Here is an 18,188-nt window from a genome sequence, read left to right as displayed (position 1 = left end):
GTGGATCCTCGAGAAAGCGGGACAACTTGTCCCGCAAACGTTATGGCCGTTTATTCAAAACGCGCCTTCTTATAGAGCTCAGCCATAGAGTCGAGCTTCACTTCATTTGGTAATGTCGCGAATGGTTTATCAGCGAACTTCTTGCCACGGATCTGCACATTGATTCTTGATGCCTCAGTATTGAGCATACTTTGCTGGTAATAAGACTGGATATCAGCCAGTGTCACCTGTTCCATTGCGGCGATGAGCTTTGCTTTGGAGTCAAATGTCAAATTGTCACGATACCAGTCAATCAGGAATGGCTGAGACTCTTCTGCAAGATTCTTAGGGACCTGCTTCAAAGACAAAAGGGCAGCCTGCTTGAGCTGTACAAAGGCTTCTTCATCGAGCTCTTTCAATGCCTGGGTATATTCCTGTCGATAGCGGTCAAATCGTGCCTGCATTGACTGCACATCTAATACGGGAGTCTGAATATAAAAGCCAAACGCCGAGTGCTCGTCAATACTTTGTGCAACTGCGCCTACAGCGTAGGCTAGCTGCTCTTCGGTGCGTAAAGCATTAAATAAATGGCTGCTCAAATGGGATTTAAGTATCTGGGCCGCTGCTTTTTGTGCATACCCAGGTTCCGGGTGGACAAACATATCAACAATAGCGACGTCTGCCGTCTCACTGTCTTGCTGCCAAACCAGTGATTCACCGGCTTGTGGTTTTAGAAAATCAGCACGAACATAGTCATTGCGCTCAACAGGCTTTGACAATGTACCCTTGACCTGTTTCACTACCTCCGCAAGGAATTGTTTGTCGTAATTACCATACCCAAATATTCGCACAGTGTGATGATTCAAAATATCATTTTGAGCCTTACTGAATGTATCTCTGGTCATCTTAGAGGCCGTATCAATCAATCGTACTTCATCGAAATTACCTGTACGTACAAGAGATTGATACCGACCGAATGCCTGATAGAACGGAAATTGCTGACGTTGATTTTTAATATTGCGGATAAATCGATCAACGGCCTGTTCAAGTTGCTTAGCCGTTGGTTGCACTTTTAACCCTTCCAGTGACTGAGACAACAGCATCCCCTGCTTATCTGTAAACCCAGATAAGGTAAGCAATAAGCCATTGTTCACACTCATTCGCATCCCCATACCCGCAATCGATGCTTCTGTTTGCAATTTTGCTTTTTCGATTGCGTATAGGTCGGCCCAGAGTGCTGCAGCAACCCGAACCTGTATACTGTCTAACGTCAGTGGAGAGTTAATATGAACCAATAATCGACCCTTTGGTTGCTCGCTGTATTTTTCGCTGGTCTTTTGCCAAACTGCGACCGTGCTGTCCTGATATATTTTATCGACTGTATCCAAACTTTCTGACTGCGTAACAATATCGAATTGCTCAGGAAGTAAACGATTTATACTTGGGAGTGACAACTCTGGCGCTGGCTCACCTTGCCAAGATGCAATTTCTTGCTCTGTGATATCGGTAATCTGATAACGACCATCATAAAAATGTAGTTTTTGGTCATTTGGTTCTTGTTTGCTGATATACCAAACCCTTAGCTGTTGTGGATTCAGTTGTTCCAAAACACTTTTAACGGCTTGCTCGTTAAAATCAGCAAAGTGGTAAGGTGCATTAATAGCATGGTTCAACGGATATTTTTGCATACTATCGGCAAGATCAGAAACGTAAGCAAATTCATCACCCCGCTCTAAGAAACGAAACTGATTGGCAAGAGAAGTTCTGATCTCATTAAAGTACTTGCTGTCGATTCCCTGCTCTTTGATCAATGCAATATATTGCATGACAGTCGCGACAATTTGCTCACGTTGTTGCATGCCTTGATCGGTCAACTGGATATCTACGCTTAAAGCGCCGAAGTTACCGTACAAATCTGGCGTAGCATTAGCTGTGAGCTCAGAGATCCACCCTTTTTGTTTAAGCACCTGCGCCGGACTGCCTTGCATTTCATTACTAAGCAGATACGTCACGAAATAATTTGGCTTAAACGCAAATTCTTCGCGATTATTGGCGATGGTAAAGTCCAGCTTCAGCGTCTTAACATCTTCATTAGGCACATAATGAATACGCTTCTTTCCTAGCTTCAAAAAATCCAGCTCAGCGTCTACTTGTGGCTTTTCTATTTGCTTGTCTTCAATCGTAGCAAAATATCGCTGCGCTTTTTTAGTCATATCAGACAAAGGTAAATTGGATATCATCGCCAGCTTCATAATATTTGCTGAATAATATTTATTGTAAAAAGCGACGGTTTCCTGATGCAGGTTACTGCCTGGTTTGTCGCCCAAGGTTTCAAGGTTACCTATCAAAAAACGATTCGCCGGGTGCGAGCCCATCATACTGCGTGACAATTTATATTGACCAAAGAAGTCCAACTCACGACGCATTGACCATTCAGCATTAACTGCATTCTTCTCTTTGTCGGTATACTCAGGGTAAAGCTTTGGCGCTTTAAAGAAATCGGAAAAGCGGTCAAGCGCCTCGTCATAAGCCTGATTATTTACTTTGAACATATAGTTAGTAATGTCTAACCAGGTATACGCATTATGAGACCCACCATTGCGGCTCATAAAGTCTTTGTAGCCCTGTGTATCAGGAAAACGGTCAGTGCCAAGAAAAAGCATATGTTCCAGGTAATGCGCCATGCCTTGCTGTGACATAGGATCATGGAGTAGACCAACACCGACACTCAAAGCCGCTGCAGACTTTTCTACTTCAGGATCTGAAACAAGAATCACCTCTATCCCATTTGGCAGAGTAAGCGTCTTATACTGTCGATTATCATTAGGGCTGACAACCAGCTCATTAGCTAAAGGGGCAACTGACGTATTCCCCGTTCCGTTTTGCGTTGCCACACATCCGGATAACAAAGCCAGCGTGATACTGGCCACTAACATCGTTTTTTTCATTAACTGTCCATCTCAATACACTATTCTAGCCCGTTTGGTCCAAGGCTATTATCGATACTCAAACGCTACCATCTAACCCCGGTACAATTCAATCTCCGCTAGATATTTTAGTCACTTACGGCCCGAATAAGCCCACCTCTCAGCAGCTCGATACTCGCCCAACTGGTCCCCTTATGCCTATTAGTAATAATAATCATCAATCTTAAACGAATTTTTTATCACACAAGTTTATCTATTTGATAACATTAGGCACGAATTATAATGACAACTACAGATCATCAGGGGCACATAATGGAAATAAATCAACCGATCTGCGATTTTGGGCTGCACAGCGGTGAGCCATACTGCAAACTACCCGCGAGCTTCCTAAATTGGATGGTCGAAACCGGCCATGCCAAACAGGCGTTAGCTAAAGATGAACTTACTCGCAGGCACAATGCGGTATGTGACTCAAGAATGAAGTCAAAAGTTCAATAATCAGCTATGTTTACTTAGAGCTTTTAGTTTAAACTAGAGCGCATAGTTCGTCCCCACTGAAGTATATTTATGCGCTTTATCATTCCGTCGCTGCTGGCACTATCGCTGACAGCGTGTTATTCGACATCACAGTCAACTAATCAATCTACAGACAATGCGACCCGCTACCTCACTGTGCTACACACCAATGACCACCATGGTCGTTTTTGGCACAACGAAGATGGCGAGTATGGCATGGCAGCCAGGAAAACCCTGCTTGACCAGCTCAGAACCCAAGCCCATGCGCAAGGACACAGCGTTGTATTGTTGTCTGGCGGTGATATTAATACAGGCGTGCCTGAGTCAGATTTACAGCATGCCGAACCTGACTTCAAAGGCATGAGCCTGCTAGGCTATGATGCTATGGCCATTGGCAACCACGAGTTTGACAATTCGCTGGATGTGCTTGACAAGCAAATTGCCTGGGCCAATTTCCCGCTTCTGTCCGCTAATATTTTACATAAGCACAATGGCGAGCACGCCTATCAACCTTATACTATCATCGACAAGCATGGACTAAAGATTGCGATTATTGGATTAACGACCGTTGATACAGTGAAAATCGCCAATCCAGAGTTTGTTGGGGGCTTAGATTTCGTAGACCCTGCGCCTATCACAGCCCGGCTATCTAAGCAGATCAAATCACAATACAACCCTGATGTAACCATTGCAGTAACCCACATGGGCCATTACCACGACGCGTCTTTTGGGATTAACGCTCCAGGCGACGTGACACTTGCCCGCAATGTGCCTGAAGGTACGCTCGATATGATCATCGGTGGTCATTCACAAGAACCCGTGTGTATCGACGACAATGGTGCTGAAGACAATAATTTCGTACCTGGAAAGGCGTGTAAACCAGATCAACAAAACGGTATCTGGATAATGCAAGCTCATGAATGGGGTAAATATGTCGGTAAAGCAGTATTCAAAATTTCAGACGGCAAAAAAACACTGCAAAGCTATGAATTATTACCGGTTAACCTTAAAAACGACCAAGGACAATGGGCGACAAATTACATCGAACACGACCCTGAATTGAAAGCGTTCCTTGCTCCATTCCAGAAAACAGGTGAAAGCAAAATCTCAGGTGCTGTTGGTGAAGTTGATGCCTTTCTGGATGGACGCAGAAGCACGGTTCGCTTTAAACAAAGTCCATTGGGAGATTTAGTTATCAAAGCGCAAATGGCGGCCGTTGGAGCAGACTTTGGCTTTATCAGTGGTGGCGGTATACGCGCCAGTATTAAAGCAGGCGAAATAAGCTATAAAGATATTCTTACCGTGCACCCATTCGGAAACCGAATTGCTTATATCGATTGGCGTGGCGAACAGCTCCTCGACTATTTGTCAGTGGTTAGTCGCTTTCCGCCAGACTCAGGCGCCTATTTGCAATATCACGGTATCGAATTCGATTTACTCAATGGTGAACTGGCGAACGTAAAAATCCAGGGACAGCGCGTTGAACCAGACAAGACCTATCGTATGAGTATCAATAGCTATAATGCTGCCGGGGGAGATGGCTACCCAGTGTTAACTGACCAACCAGGATTCACAGCGACAGACAGCACAGATGCTCAGGTCCTGAAAGACTATATTGAACGTCATACTCCGATCAAGCGCTCGTCTTTATAGTCATTAAAAAATGTTGGGGTATACCAAATACATACCCCAACGTGCTACTTACCAATAACTTCAACGTCATTGGCTCCCAATGCCTTTAGCCCATAGCTATGCAACTTAGAACGTGAACCTTCGCCATGTGCTTTAGGCGGGTAAAGCTTTAACCTGAGATCGGGTTGGTGTGTCAGTAACTCATCCAGTGCAGCACGTATTTCACTGAGAGTTTTCTCCAGACTGTTCGAAAAGTTAGGACGCTTCCTGATAGTATGTCCCAACGCGACTAAGCGATGAAAGTACTTATCAGCAATATCCAATAGCTCATCTGGCAACTCTTTATTCTGGTTCAACGATACTTTCGGGTTATGTAAACAAAACTCCAGTAACGCAAGATAAAAACACAAGGGCTTGTTGGCCAACTGAACCTGACACGCTTTGTCTCCACTAAGACATAAGGTCTTTGAGTATAAATCCACAACCAGGTGCTGTGGTTGAGGTTTAGCCGTCACTGTTGTTGCTTTTTGCCGCTTAGCCTGCTCTCTTTTATTTGATACGGATTTATAAAAAGCCAGGTTTAACAATGCGATTAAAATGGGAATGATGTACAACCAATAGTTATGGCTGGTATTAGCCTGATAGCCGATAGCCGTATCGCCATCTGCGCCTGAAAGTAACAGCTGGCCTTCTTTCAACTCTCCATCACTACTGGCAATACTCTCTATCCGGATCCGACTGGTTTTCTTTTGTAAGTTGTCGTTGAGCGCATCAATGTACGCCTGCACCCGGGTTGCGTCACCGGCGTAATTCAGGTGTGGGACCGCAATAGGAAGCCTGTTCTTATCCAGCGCCACTCTTAACTTAATACTATCTAAATCTTGCTCGATAGCGTGTCGAATTGCGTGCTCATGTGCAAAAGCAAAAATCACCGTAAAAATGACACTATATATAGCAAACGCAAGCATACCCGTTTTACGACTCATTTTTTTCTCCAATAAAATAAACAGGTAATTTGTTGCATTGCCAGTACAAATCTAATTCGTCAAAGTAACTTGAGCCATTGTTTTTGGCTACTTCCTGTAATAAATTCTGTAACGCACAAGCCAAATCCGTGTTGTCGACATCCATTTTCATGTACCAACGGCTACCACTAATATTTTCTCCAATCGGTGTAATGTAATTAGCAGAAAAGCGGCTTTCGTCGCTTTCTTGCCAGTAGGTGGCGATAATGTCCAGCTCGCCAGATGACAGCTTTTCTCTCAGTACCTGATGGGAGCTGACGTACTGGATATCCAGAACACGCATATCCAGTTCAAGCCGTTTAAACATCTGTTTAGGAATAATGTGGCCGGAACGACTGGTGGGATAATCGAGCAAGCCAATTTTTTTATCTAAAAAATAGGCTTTGTCTAATCTCGGCTTTTCCCGATTTGAGATAAAAAAGGCTGTGTAGGTAGGGTAACCCACGACTGGCATATAATTGTAGGTCGATTGTGCTTTCAGCGCGGCCATAACATTGTCTTTTGACAACGTCAGATCAGCAAGCCCCTTCGCGATATAGTCAATTTGTTCAGCCAGCTCACCACTATAGCGCACTTCGACGTGGCCATATTGTTTGGCCACCACTTCATTCAGACACAAGGCAGGCGCCAGCCTGCGGGCCAATGGTTCTACGGGTACATGTACCCTGAACATGGCTTGGTTACTGCTGGAGCGTGTTTTACATGAGACGCTACTTTCAACCAGTTTTGGTAACTCACCAATGGGTCTGGCCGTGAGGTTACTAGCAAGTAACCAACAGCACCAGACTGAGAGAAACAAAACTGTAACAATAGTTGTTTTATTGCTTAGAGAGTGATTATATTTCAAAACATCATATTTCTTTTATTGCGCGCCCCTATATTAGATCAATTTTTATTACTCATTGCAATAGGTAATCTTACTAAAAAGATATAAACATTTGTTTTTACTACTTTATTAACAAGAAATTATGAATCTCATTGAGTCCTTTTCTTTTTCTGAAAAATCCGGACAATTGGCCGCATTCCAAATGAGTAAACAATACCCATTTTAGGTAATGAGAGATTTTGATGTTACGAGCTTCTATTAAGGGTTTAGCGTTATCTGCGCTGCTTATAAGCACCAGTGCCTGGTCTTGGGGCATGAATGGCCACAGAGTAGTAGGTGAGTTAGCCCAACAGCACCTCACCCCTGCGACAGAAAAAGCAGTAAAAGCCCTGTTATCTGAAGATTCTTTGGCCGAGGTGTCTACTTGGGCAGACGAAATGCGTGCTAACCCGAATACGTTTTGGAAAAAACAATCTGGCAAGTGGCATTACATCAATATTAAAGATCCCAGCAAAATGGCTCAGCACAACAAAGCGATTGAGCACAAACATCAGGTTGAGCATATTCTCGATGGCATCAATTACGCCGTTACCACACTAAAAAATAACAAAGCCTCAAAAGAAGACAAGCAGTTTGCCTTAAAGTTCCTGGTGCATCTGGTAGGCGATGCTCATCAACCATTTCATGCCGGTCGCAAAGAAGATCGCGGTGGTAACTTAATTAAAGTGACCTTTTTTAAAGAAGAAACTAATCTACACTCCGTATTCGATACTAAACTCATTGAGCATCAGTCTCTGTCATATCGCGAGCTAAGCGACTTTATTATTACGCGTGACAAACAGAAAATCGCTCACATGTTAGACAGCCGCCCTGCCGACTGGCTTTTGGAGTCAAATCAAATAGCTGAAAAGATTTATGACAGCAATGAAACTGACATCAGCTGGGAGTATATTTACAGGTACACCCCTGTTGTAAAGTCTCGGCTTCTTCACGGTGGGATTAGACTGGCAGGATTGCTTAACCAAATTTTTGACAAAAATTCAAGGCCACTCGAAACTGCATTGAAAGCAGTTAAGTGAACTTGACGATTATTATTTAATAAACCTATAACACGGGAAACAACATAATGAAAACGCAACTACGCAAAACGGCCCTATCGCTTGCAGTTATTGCAGGTATTGGCGCTAGTGGTGCTGCATTCGCTAACGAAACCTCTTCATCTGTTAAAGGTCAGATCGTTGGCCCTAACGGCAACCCTGCCGTAGGCACAACTATCACGATCATGCACTTACCTACTGGCTCTACAAAAGTCACAAGTGTTAACGATGCAGGTTACTTCAGTGCCAAGGGTCTGCGCGTTGGTGGTCCTTACCAAATTATCGTTGATTCAAACAAATATGAAGATCAGCTGCTAGAAAACGTTTATCTTTCTCTGGGCTCTGAATACCCAGTAAACGTTCAACTTCAGCCTGAATCGAGCATGGAGCAAATCGTTGTTACTGGTCGTCCAATCAGCCAGATGTCTGGTGGTACAGGTCCAGCTGCGACGTTCACTTTAGAAAACCTGCAAGAAGCACCGGCTATCAACCGTGATCTGAAAGACATTGTACGTGCAGACCCACGTGTATATGTTGACGAAAGCCGCGGTGCAATTCAGTGTGGTGGTGGCCACCCGCGTTTCAACAGCCTGACACTTGATGGCGTTCGCATGAACGACAACTTTGGTCTGAGCTCAAACGGTTACCCAACCGTTCGCGCACCTTTCTCTTTCGACTCTATCGAGCAAGTAGCTGTTGAGTTGGCACCTTTCGATGTTCAATACGGTGGTTTCACGTCTTGTAACATCAACGCAGTTACTAAAACAGGTTCAAATGAAATCCACGGTGGTGTTTTCTACGACTACACTAACGATTCAATGAAGGGTGACAAAGCAGACGGCGAAGAGTTTGACCCAGGTAACTACACTGAGAAGCGCTACGGTTTCAACGTGGGTTTACCAGTGATCAAAGACAAGCTATTTTTGTTCACTTCTTACGAAAAGCTAGAGGGTGTAGAGCAGTTCCAGTACTCAGCATTAGAAAAAACTGTTACCCGCGACGACATTGACAGAATCACAAAAATTGCAGCTGAAAAGTATGGCTACAATGTTGGTGGCATGACACCGAGTATGCCAGTAGAAGACGAGAAACTACTCGTTAAGCTTGACTGGAACATCAATGATTCTCACCGTGCAAACCTAGTGTATAACTACAATGATGGTTTCAGACTAGACCAGTCTGACCAGGCCAGTAATAAGTTATCTCTTGGTAGCCACTTCTATGAGCAAGGCGCTGAGTTCACGTCTATCGTTGCTTCAGTCTATTCAGACTGGAACGATGAATTCACTACAGAAGTACGTGTTGGCAAATCTGACCTTGACGCGCGCCAGCAATCGCTAGATGCGGCAAGTGGTTTTGGTGAGTTCCAAGTTGATACTGTAGGTGAAGGTACAGTTTACTTCGGCCCTGATGACTCTCGCCACTCCAATGACCTGGATTGGGATAACTTCACACTGAAGCTAGCTGGTACATACTACCTGGACCAACATACCATCACAGCAGGCTATGAATACGAAGACCTCAACGTTTTCAATTTGTTTATGCAGCAAACGCAAGGTGAGTTCGTTTTTGACTCTATTGAAAATTTTGAAAACCAGGTAGCCTCTAAAATTGACTATAATAACGCGGCTGGCACAAACAACCCGGATGATGTCGCGGCATCATTCTCTTATCAGCAGCATACATTCTACATCCAGGATGAGTACAGCTTCACTGATATTGATGCGACTTTGACATTCGGTTTACGTTATGACAAATACACCAGTGATGACCGCCCCACCAAAAATGAAAACTTTAGCAAGCGTTATGTAACGGCAGATGGTATGCCACTCGATAACAGTAAAAATATGGACGGTATCGATCTTTTGCAACCTCGTGTAGGTTTCAACTGGTACGTTGACGACGCACTAGAAGTACGCGGCGGTGTCGGCCTGTACTCAGGTGGTAACCCGAACGTTTGGGTGTCTAACTCTTACTCAAATGACGGTGTAACACAAATCGGCACATCTCGTCGCGATTACAACCTGGCTGGGGCAACGTTCACAAACTTCAATGGTGGTACCGCTGGCTTCGATGTACCTCAGGAAATGTTTGATGAAGTAGCTGGTAAAACTGTGGGCGCAGGTGACGGTGCCGTAAACTTTATTGCGCCTAATTTCGAACTGCCTTCAGAGTGGAAGTTTGCCCTTGGTGCAACTTATACAACAGAAGATGAGTATGTATTCAGCGCAGACTGGCTATACACGAAGAAGCGTGATTCAGCACTGGTTATTGATGTTGCCCTGAAAGACTCAGGTAAAACAACATTTGACGGTCGCCCTATCATCGAAGCATATGACTCGAATGACTCTCGTTCAGGCGACTACATGCTGACCAACGTCTCAGGTGACGACGGTGAAGCGCAGACTCTGTCTTTCTCTGTTGCTAAGCGTTATGAGAATGGAATCAACTTCACATTGTCTTATGCTTACACTGATTCAAAAGACGTAAACCCAATGACTAGCTCTACTGCAGGCTCTAACTACGGCAACCTTGCAGTCAGTAACCCAACTAACCCAGGTCTGGCAACATCTGACTATGAAGTACCACACCGCTTTACACTTCAGTTAGGTTATAAGCATGAGTTCTTCGACGGTTACGCGACTAAGTTCAACCTGTTTGGACAAGCGAGTGAAGGCCAGCCATATAGCTACCTGTATCGAAATGATAGAAAAACAGGCACATATACATGGGGCGATTCAAGCTGGAACCGTTCAGGTCGTCAACTAATTTACGTACCACTTGAAAACGATCCAAACGTAGAATACGACATGTCTGCTGAAGAGCTAAAAGAGTTTAACGACTTTATTGCAGCGGAAGGTCTTGAGCGTGGCCAAATCGTAGCTCGTAACTCTAAAAATGCCGACTGGTTGGTTAAGTTTGACTTTAAAGTGACTCAAGAACTTCCCGGCCTGATGGATGGTCACAAAGGTGAAGTCTTCTTCGTAATAGACAACCTGACTAACTTACTGAATGACGAATGGGGTGTTATGCGCAAAGGTAACTTTGTGGGTAACAACATTGTTAGAGTCAACAATGTTGATGGTAGATTCGTATACTCTGGCTTTAACGCGGACTCAGTACAGCCTTCAATTCAAAAAGATGCGTCTGTTTGGGAAATGCGTGTAGGCGTTAAGTACACTTTCTAATATCTAAAACACGTAATTAGATAATCTCAAAGGTCAACTTCGGTTGACCTTTTTTCGTTTTAACTCTGTAATTAGCAAATTGGTATAAGACTGAATGTAATTTGATACTTCAGATTTAACGGGTTAGAAAGTGCCCTTCCAGCTTTTGCATCATCACTAACAGTGCCTGCTTTTCTTCGGGGTTTAGTTCACTCAACAATGTGCCTTCCCAAGCCAATGCTTTCGGCGTTAAGGTTTCGTACAATGCAACCCCTTGCGGGGTCAGGTGCATTTCTGTTGCACGTTTATCTGTCTCACTTTGCTGCGCCACGAGCATGCTTTGTTGCTGTAACTGTTTAATAGCGCGTGACACCGTTGATTTATCCATACTTGCCAGATCGCATAGCTGTTTAGCTGTCGCTCCCGGATGCTGAGCCAAATGAACCAGTACCCGCCACTGAGGCACAGTCAAACCTGCTTGCTCATATACTTCGGAAAAGGCCTCACTCATAGCATTCGCCAGCCGAACCATGCGATAAGGAAGAAATTCATTAATATCAAATGCCACTATCAAGCTCCTGGTACACCGGCCCAAATCCTGTACATAAAAATTTACACATCAATATTGGCCAAAGATTGAAAATACTCTCACATGAGAGTATCTTTACAAAAAACATCAACGGAGTCTATGCAAAATGAGTGCAGAATTCGAGTACATGAGTGGTTTTGGTAATGAATTTGAAACTGAAGCCCTGCCTGGTGCCCTGCCAGTCGGTCAGTTTTCACCACAAAAAGTAAAATATGATTTATATGCTGAGCAGTACAACACCACTGCTTTCACAGCACCACGCGCGGAAAATCGCAGAAACTGGTTTTACCGAATTCGCCCTTCAGTTGTACAGGGTGATTATCAGGCTATGGATAATGGTCTGTTACGTACAGCACCGATCACAGAAGTCCCGACACCGCCAACTATGTTACGCTGGAATCCGGTTGAAGTTCCAGCTGAAAAAACAGACTTTGTCGATGGCTTAGTGACTATGGCAGCTAACGGTAGTGCGAACGGTCAAGCTGGTATAGGTATCCATGTCTACGTTGCCAACGCTTCTATGGAAGGTCGTTATTTTTACAACGCAGACGGCGAGCTGCTGTTTGTGCCTCAGCTTGGTGAGCTGGTGCTTCACACTGAGTGTGGCAAGCTGGCAATTAAGCCGGGGGAAATTGCCGTGATCCCGCGCGGAATTAAGTTCCGCGTTGAACTACTGAGCGAACAGGTTCGTGGTTACATCTGCGAAAACTACGGTAATCCTTACATTTTACCTGAGCGTGGCCCAGTTGGTGCCAATGGCTATACTAACGAACGTGATTTCCTGTATCCAGTTGCCTCTTTCGAAGACTTAGAAGGTGATTTCGAGCTCGTCGCTAAGTTCAATGGTAACCTGTTCCGCTGTGATATCGGACATTCTCCGTTAGATGTTGTTGCCTGGACTGGTAACAGTGCCCCTTACAAATATGATCTGGCCCGCTTTAACGTGATGAACACCGTCAGTTTCGACCACCCGGATCCATCAATTTTTACAGTACTGACTTCACCCTCTGGTACACCTGGTGTAGCAAACGTCGACTTTGTTATCTTCCCGCCACGCTGGATGGTTGCAGAAGATACATTCCGCCCACCTTACTACCACCGCAATATCATGAGTGAGTTTATGGGTCTGATTGAAGGTGTTTATGATGCAAAAGAGCATGGTTTTGTACCTGGAGGCATGAGCTTGCATAACTGTATGTCGCCGCATGGTCCTGAGGCTGATGTTTTCGAAAAAGCGTCGAATGCGGAACTTGAGCCACAACGTTATGAAAATACTCTGGCCTTCATGTTTGAATCGCGTTACGTCATTTCTCCGACCAAGTACGCACTGGAAGGCAAAGAGCGCCAGCCAAATTACCTTGATTGCTGGAAAGGCATCAAAAAGTACTACAAAGGTGCATAAAATAAATTGGTAAATAACATATGACAGATTAAGCGGGCTCAATGCCCGCTTTTCATCGTATTTTATTCGACCTCAATAATGAGCAGGCTATTTTATAGCAGAGCCAACGTCGTGAACAAAAGGAACAAACATGAAACTGTATACTTATTTTCGCTCTTCTGCCGCATATCGTGTGCGAATTGCACTCAACCTGAAAGACCTGGATCATGAATTAGTACCGGTTAACCTGCTAAAGTCAGAACAACAAGGAACTGACTATCTGAGTAAAAACAATCAGGGGCTACTGCCTGCACTGGAAACAGATCAGGGCGTACTGGCTCAGTCATTGGCTATTCTGGAATGGCTGGAAGAAACTTATGAAGCGGCTCCGTTACTGCCTGCTGATGCCTGGGAAAAAGCACAAGTGCGCAACTTCTGTTACGCTATTGCTTGCGATATTCATCCGATCGACAACCTCAGAGTACTAAAATACCTGAGTAACGAGCTATCCGTATCAGATGAGCAAAAAAACACCTGGTATCGCCATTGGGTAATTGAAGGGTTCAAAAAGTTAGAAGTGATGCTAGGCGACAGCCTGTTTTGTTTCGGTGATAAGCCATCGCTTGCTGATGTTTGCCTGGTACCTCAGGTTTATAATGCGCTGCGCTTCAAAGTCGATATGAATGATTTCCCTAAAATTGCGCGTATCTACGAACACTGTAACACATTGCCGGCATTTAAAGATGCAGCACCGGAAAACCAAGCCGACGCCCCTCAGTAAAAACGGCCTCAGGAGCGTTGAGAATACGCTCCTGATACCGCCGGTCCAACTATTTAAGTGCACTGTGCACCTGGTCTAAATGCACCAACAAATCGTGCCCGAGATCTGTTAGATAACCCCCATCAGGCTGATCAATCACCCCTTTGGCATATAACCGCTCGGCTGCCGATAGAATATCCTGATCTGCATTTTTGTGTATTTTTATCCCCTGATGCAAACTACTACGTGGAAATTTCACCAGTAGTTCCAGCTCAGCCATTAGTTTTTCATCAAATGCCATATTCCCTCCTGAGACCATAAAATAGGCCCGACTTCTGCATGTATTACAACAACTGACAGACCAAAAAAGGTGTGTCAGCACATTACCAATAGCTAAGGTGTATAGTACATTAGCTTTACCCCCTTAAATTTAGCTCGAACTTGGAGTTATGCCATGAAAAATAAGCTAATTTGCTTTTTATTTACAATTTTATTGATTCCACTCAAAGGTGTAGCCTATGGCAACGAGACGAATCTCTACCTCGAGCAGTTACAGGCGGTGTGTTGGTATCAGGATCTTCGTTATACTGAAGGCGCGGTAATCAAACAAGCCGAAATGTTGTATGTCTGTACTCACCGCTATAAAAACCAGCCGCAAAGCCCGTTGATATGGCTTAAGCTGGACGACAAGGGCGAACCAATCAGAGTAGAAATGAAAGGTAAAATCAGGGTACACTAGCCGTTTTAATTAAGCGAACAAAGCAGTATGAGTGGATCACAACCCAATAACCCCTTGCATGGGGTCAAACTTCAGGACATCGTAGAACGCCTGGTTGAGCAACTTGGTTGGGAAGCCATGGCAGAAGCGGTGGATATCAATTGTTTCAAAAAGGACCCATCTGTGAAGTCAAGCCTGAAGTTTCTGCGCAAAACGCCATGGGCAAGAGACAAGGTGGAGGCGCTGTATTTGGATACGTTCCATGGCTTCAGCTGGCCTGAGGCTAAAAAGCCCTAGTATAAGCGCTTGTATGCTGCCTGAATACGGCTGATTATCCGTGCTGGCACTTTCTTATTACACGCGAAATAAAGCTGAGTGTTCATGTTATCTATTGTCATAACCGGCTCGAGTTCATTGCTCATAGGTTCACTCTTGCTCTTATGCTCAAATTGCGCATCACTCAAAATGACCAGGTCAACAATATTCCGGCGCGTCGCGAGGAGCTGAAATACTCGATCAAAAGATTGGATCAATAGCAGTTGTTGGCCTTCTACAAACCCCTGACTTTTAAGATACTGATGGCTAAAGTTGTCGCGTATCACAGCAATTTTATACTGTCTGGCTTGATCGAGAGAGTCGATACTGATGTTTGCGGTCTTCAAGGCATAAAATGAGGTCGTAAAAGCACCAATGGGAAACACCCAGTTAAATAAGGCGTTACGTTGCTCACTTTTAGCAATTGAAAAAATGCAAGTATTCGGATCGCGTTTAGCACTGTTGTAGGAACTACTCCAGTTATCAACAGAGATACGATAATCTATCTGCGCCTCATTAAGCACAGAAGTCACTTTCTCAGCAGCATGACCCGTCAGCTCCCCCTCTCCGTTCACATATTGAAAATGTGCAAAGTTCTCAGTTACCAGAGTCAGTGTATAAGCGGATACGCTTGCATTACCTAAGGCCAGCCACAAATAAACAAACCAGCGTACCAAGCATCGCTCCTTATGATCGATTCAGAATGCAATTTTTAATATAGGAAAATATTCGGATGCTGTGAATATAAAAGTAGGTAAATTTTTGATGAGATAGCATAAATGCGCATGATATGCGGCCACAAAGAGGGCCTGCCGCCCTCTTTGTGCATGTGATTAGCCTTTGTTGATGGCGTCAATCAGGAAAGCTGATAGCTTAGCGCCTTCACGAAGCGTCGTTTCTGAGCTCGACAATCCTGCCAGCGAGCTATCCGTAAATGGAGCAATCTCCATCATATCAGCACCTGTGATAGGAAACTCTTTGCTCAGAGCCGTCAGTATTGTCATTGCTTCATCTGGCGTCATACCGCCTGATTCTGGTGTACCCGTTGCCGCAGCAAACTGCTCATCCAACGCATCAATGTCAAAACTCACGTACAGCTCGTCAACCTTGTCTTCTTTGAGCTGCTTAATCACCTGCTCCACAATGGCCTCAGCGCCTTGTTCACGGATCTCATTGGCCCAGTGCTGCTTAACACCGAATGTTGACTCCCAATGCTGTTTGCTCTTGCCGCTTGAACGGATCCCAAACTGGATCAAATGGTGCGGAGCTGGCAAAAACTCCAATATATGTGTACACCATGAGCCAAAGCAAAGATCAATACCCAATCGCTCTACCAGCAGGTCAGTGTGTGCATCAAAGTGGATAATCGCAGTGCGTTTACCCTGCTCACGTTTCGCCTTAAGGTAAGCTTTGGTAAGTGGATAGCTAATTGAGTGGTCACCGCCGATACCAAAAATGCCTTTGTCAGGATAATTAGCATAAAAGCCATCACAAACATCCTCTGTAATAGACAAAGGCGACACATGGTATTCGCTATTTTCGTCCTGATAGAGCGCCTTTTGGCAGTTGCTGATTGTCCCTTCATTCAGGTACTTATCATGTAGTAGGTGAGGGATAACACGCACGTCACCTAGATCAAACGCACTCACTTGTGGCTGCTGTGTCAGCAATGTTGAGCGAAGGAATAACGGACCCCAGTTCGCGCCTCTCAGGATACCACCGCCACAGTCAGAGCTGATCCCCAAAATGGCGGCTTTGTGCTCACTTTCACCCAGTGCATTTAATGACGCTTTCCACAGAGGCTCAATGTTTTCAGTCTGCCCGTAGAGTTTTTCGCGTAACGCCGCTTTTCTTTCTTTTGCCGTGTTAACGGTAAACACGCCATCTCCTGGCGGACACAGACAGTTTTCTATTTTCTGATGAAATTTTGCTTTGCTATCACTCATTGAGACCTCCTCAGTCAACTGCATAAACATGCCACGCCGTTACTCACGGATTTATTGTCAGGTTCACTGAATAGACAGGGAAAATTCCCCAAATATATCAAACACCTTTCACAACAAAAACATCAAAGCCATAGCTTTCAATGAGTTACGAATATAAAGTGGACTTTAAAACGCTAAAATATACTGTGCTGGTGTCGGTATAACATGGCTGGGAGATAAGTCAACCGCCCTGGCACCACCGAAGTTTGCCAAAGCGGTTGAATATGCAGGCTAAGTGTTTGCTTATTCGTATTTTCTGGGTTTTTTGGTTTTTATCGTTGCAATGTATCCATGCCAACTTGCATAGGCGAGTAACGGCATTATCACGATAAACCCGGCCGTGCCCGTTAAGAAGCCAACTATAACCAAAACACCAATTGTCGCGCCCCATACAATCATCGCTGCAGCATTAGATCTCACTGCGTGGATTGACGAAACCACGGCAGTCATAATGTCGACACGGCGCTCCATCATTATCTGTGGTGTGAACGCAGAAATGGCAAACACAGTCACAACCAATATGCCCCCTACCAAGGTTCCCAACCCAAGGAATGCCGATAATTGCTCAAAGTTGGGGTTTGGCACATTGGGATAAAGCGCATGAATGAGCGCTGCCAGACGCATCCAGACAATCATTATCACCATCAGTAAAATGGCGAATCCCCATTCTCCTGCTGGGTTTCTGAACATAGATTTAAGACTATGACCGAGCGTAGGCTTATGGCCTTTTTCCAGCTCCCAGGCAACATCGTAAAGACCTGCGGCAAATGCGGGGCCAATCAATGCAAATGCAACGGCAGCGGGTAAGATCACAAGGTGTGAATCAACTTCAAATGCAAGCCACATAATCGCAGCTGGTATTGTTGTGAAAACCAGTCCATATATAAGACTGAGTAAAGGAGCCCTGGCGATGTCTTTGAACGCCAATGCGAGCCAGTGAAAAGCCACAAAGGGGCTTAACTTGTTGCTTTCAAAACAGCGGGCAAACTCGGTGTGCTTGTCTATCGATTGTGTTGTAGGCATTGTAGGTATTCCCCATTTGCTTCTCCTTATTAAGGTTTAGAAGACAGTCGACAATGTTGCAAGCAATTGGTTAATTTGAGTGATACCTAAGGTTACAAACGGCGCTGTTTCGCGTTAATATCTTTGTATAATACTCGTGAGCAACCTATTGTTTAAGATGCCATTACACCTTGAATTGGCGATTTATCCTGAGCATTTATAGGATTTAAAGTAAAAAATACATTTGTCATGCTCAAAGGCCAACATAA

At 44.6% G+C, this 18,188-nt stretch carries 16 protein-coding genes; 8 read left to right on the top strand and 8 right to left on the bottom strand.

Annotation, left to right across the window (positions count from 1 at the left end; translation table 11 throughout):
* Positions 1–50: 50 nt before the first annotated feature.
* The gene (locus IY568_RS06830) at positions 51–2,927 is read right to left on the bottom strand and encodes an insulinase family protein (protein ID WP_194867155.1); all 2,877 of its coding nucleotides are present in this window, start codon (positions 2,925–2,927) and stop codon (positions 51–53) included.
* A 291-nt stretch (positions 2,928–3,218) separates the two neighbouring features.
* Between IY568_RS06830 and IY568_RS24685 the strand changes: the two genes are divergently transcribed.
* Complete coding sequence (locus IY568_RS24685; RefSeq protein ID WP_228553171.1) at positions 3,219–3,404, top strand: hypothetical protein; 186 nt, start codon at positions 3,219–3,221, stop codon at positions 3,402–3,404.
* Between the two features lie 69 nt (positions 3,405–3,473).
* Positions 3,474–5,075, top strand: coding sequence for a bifunctional UDP-sugar hydrolase/5'-nucleotidase UshA (ushA, locus tag IY568_RS06825; RefSeq protein WP_194867154.1), 1,602 nt, complete (start codon positions 3,474–3,476; stop codon positions 5,073–5,075).
* Between the two features lie 44 nt (positions 5,076–5,119).
* Here the strand turns inward: ushA and IY568_RS06820 are convergent, their stop codons facing one another.
* Both IY568_RS06820 and IY568_RS06815 read right to left on the bottom strand, forming a co-directional pair.
* Entirely contained in the window at positions 5,120–6,040 is a 921-nt protein-coding gene (locus IY568_RS06820) for a hypothetical protein (protein ID WP_125557122.1), read from the bottom strand.
* A complete protein-coding gene (locus IY568_RS06815) occupies positions 6,030–6,752 on the bottom strand; it encodes a PhnD/SsuA/transferrin family substrate-binding protein (protein ID WP_228553170.1) in 723 nt (240 codons plus the stop codon). Before IY568_RS06815 ends, IY568_RS06820 begins: the two co-directional genes overlap by 11 nt.
* 395 nt (positions 6,753–7,147) lie before the next feature.
* Here IY568_RS06815 and IY568_RS06810 point away from each other — a divergent pair, with 395 nt between their 5' ends.
* Positions 7,148–7,984, top strand: coding sequence for a S1/P1 nuclease (locus tag IY568_RS06810; protein WP_194867152.1), 837 nt, complete (start codon positions 7,148–7,150; stop codon positions 7,982–7,984).
* 47 nt (positions 7,985–8,031) lie between these two features.
* Complete coding sequence (locus IY568_RS06805; RefSeq protein WP_194867151.1) at positions 8,032–11,190, top strand: TonB-dependent receptor; 3,159 nt, start codon at positions 8,032–8,034, stop codon at positions 11,188–11,190.
* 115 nt (positions 11,191–11,305) lie between these two features.
* Here IY568_RS06805 and IY568_RS06800 read toward each other — a convergent pair whose 3' ends face one another.
* Positions 11,306–11,737, bottom strand: coding sequence for a MarR family winged helix-turn-helix transcriptional regulator (locus IY568_RS06800; RefSeq protein WP_194867150.1), 432 nt, complete (start codon positions 11,735–11,737; stop codon positions 11,306–11,308).
* A gap of 127 nt (positions 11,738–11,864) precedes the next feature.
* On the opposite strand from IY568_RS06800, the gene hmgA reads away from it, so the two are divergent.
* Positions 11,865–13,160 carry a homogentisate 1,2-dioxygenase gene (gene hmgA, locus IY568_RS06795; protein WP_010381053.1) on the top strand — a complete coding sequence of 432 codons (1,296 nt, stop codon included), beginning with the start codon at positions 11,865–11,867 and terminating at the stop codon, positions 13,158–13,160.
* Between the two features lie 130 nt (positions 13,161–13,290).
* On the top strand, positions 13,291–13,920 hold the full coding sequence (maiA, locus tag IY568_RS06790; RefSeq protein ID WP_194867149.1) for a maleylacetoacetate isomerase: 630 nt from the start codon (positions 13,291–13,293) through the stop codon (positions 13,918–13,920).
* A 49-nt stretch (positions 13,921–13,969) separates the two neighbouring features.
* Here maiA and IY568_RS06785 read toward each other — a convergent pair whose 3' ends face one another.
* A complete protein-coding gene (locus tag IY568_RS06785) occupies positions 13,970–14,200 on the bottom strand; it encodes a TIGR02647 family protein (protein ID WP_010381049.1) in 231 nt (76 codons plus the stop codon).
* 153 nt (positions 14,201–14,353) lie between these two features.
* Here IY568_RS06785 and IY568_RS06780 point away from each other — a divergent pair, with 153 nt between their 5' ends.
* A complete protein-coding gene (locus tag IY568_RS06780) occupies positions 14,354–14,638 on the top strand; it encodes a DUF1496 domain-containing protein (RefSeq protein ID WP_010381046.1) in 285 nt (94 codons plus the stop codon).
* Positions 14,639–14,665: 27 nt separating this feature from the next.
* A complete protein-coding gene (locus IY568_RS06775; protein WP_125557132.1) occupies positions 14,666–14,914 on the top strand; it encodes a VF530 family DNA-binding protein in 249 nt (82 codons plus the stop codon).
* Here the strand turns inward: IY568_RS06775 and IY568_RS06770 are convergent.
* From IY568_RS06770 to IY568_RS06760, 3 genes are all read right to left on the bottom strand, one after another.
* A complete protein-coding gene (locus IY568_RS06770; RefSeq protein ID WP_194867148.1) occupies positions 14,911–15,609 on the bottom strand; it encodes a transporter substrate-binding domain-containing protein in 699 nt (232 codons plus the stop codon). The two genes, IY568_RS06775 and IY568_RS06770, sit on opposite strands and share 4 nt — an antisense overlap.
* A 156-nt stretch (positions 15,610–15,765) precedes the next feature.
* Positions 15,766–16,878: an arginase family protein gene (locus IY568_RS06765; protein ID WP_125557137.1), complete on the bottom strand. Its 1,113-nt coding sequence runs from the start codon at positions 16,876–16,878 to the stop codon at positions 15,766–15,768.
* 282 nt (positions 16,879–17,160) lie between these two features.
* On the bottom strand, positions 17,161–17,940 hold the full coding sequence (locus IY568_RS06760; protein ID WP_125557139.1) for a DUF2189 domain-containing protein: 780 nt from the start codon (positions 17,938–17,940) through the stop codon (positions 17,161–17,163).
* Between the last annotated feature and the right edge of the window lie 248 nt (positions 17,941–18,188).

This window comes from Pseudoalteromonas sp. PPB1 (genome assembly GCF_015356275.1).
GTDB lineage: Bacteria > Pseudomonadota > Gammaproteobacteria > Enterobacterales > Alteromonadaceae > Pseudoalteromonas > Pseudoalteromonas rubra_D.
The sequence above is the reverse complement of the archived record's forward strand: the minus strand, read 5'-3'. Positions and strand labels throughout refer to the sequence as shown.